General features: G+C 82.1%; 1 pseudogene. It reads left to right on the top strand.

What is annotated here, in order from left to right:
• A pseudogene (locus ACFV4F_RS42065) lies at nucleotides 1-183 on the top strand (ArsR family transcriptional regulator); the annotation flags it as partial.
• Nucleotides 184-273 lie beyond the last annotated feature (90 nt).

The raw sequence follows: 273 nt of genomic DNA, 5'->3' as shown, positions 1-273 counted from the left end.
GAGCAGGACGGCTGCACGACGGGCGCGATCGCCTCCGCCGTCCGGATCTCGGCGGCCAGCGCGAGCGAGCACGCGACGGTGCTGCGGGCGGCCGGGCTGATCTCGACCCTGCGGGACCGGACCACGGCGATCCACTCCCCCACGACGGCCGGCCTCACCCTGCTCGGCGCGGGCGCCGCCTGACGCCTGACACCTGGCGCGGGCCCGGGTGCCCGGGGGGCGGCGGGCCGCGCAACACCCCCCGGCGCGCCCGCCGGCGCCGGGCCCCCCCCC

Source organism: Kitasatospora sp. NPDC059722 (assembly GCF_042733235.1).
Lineage (GTDB): Bacteria > Actinomycetota > Actinomycetes > Streptomycetales > Streptomycetaceae > Kitasatospora.
This window is presented reverse-complemented; position numbering and strand designations above follow the sequence as displayed.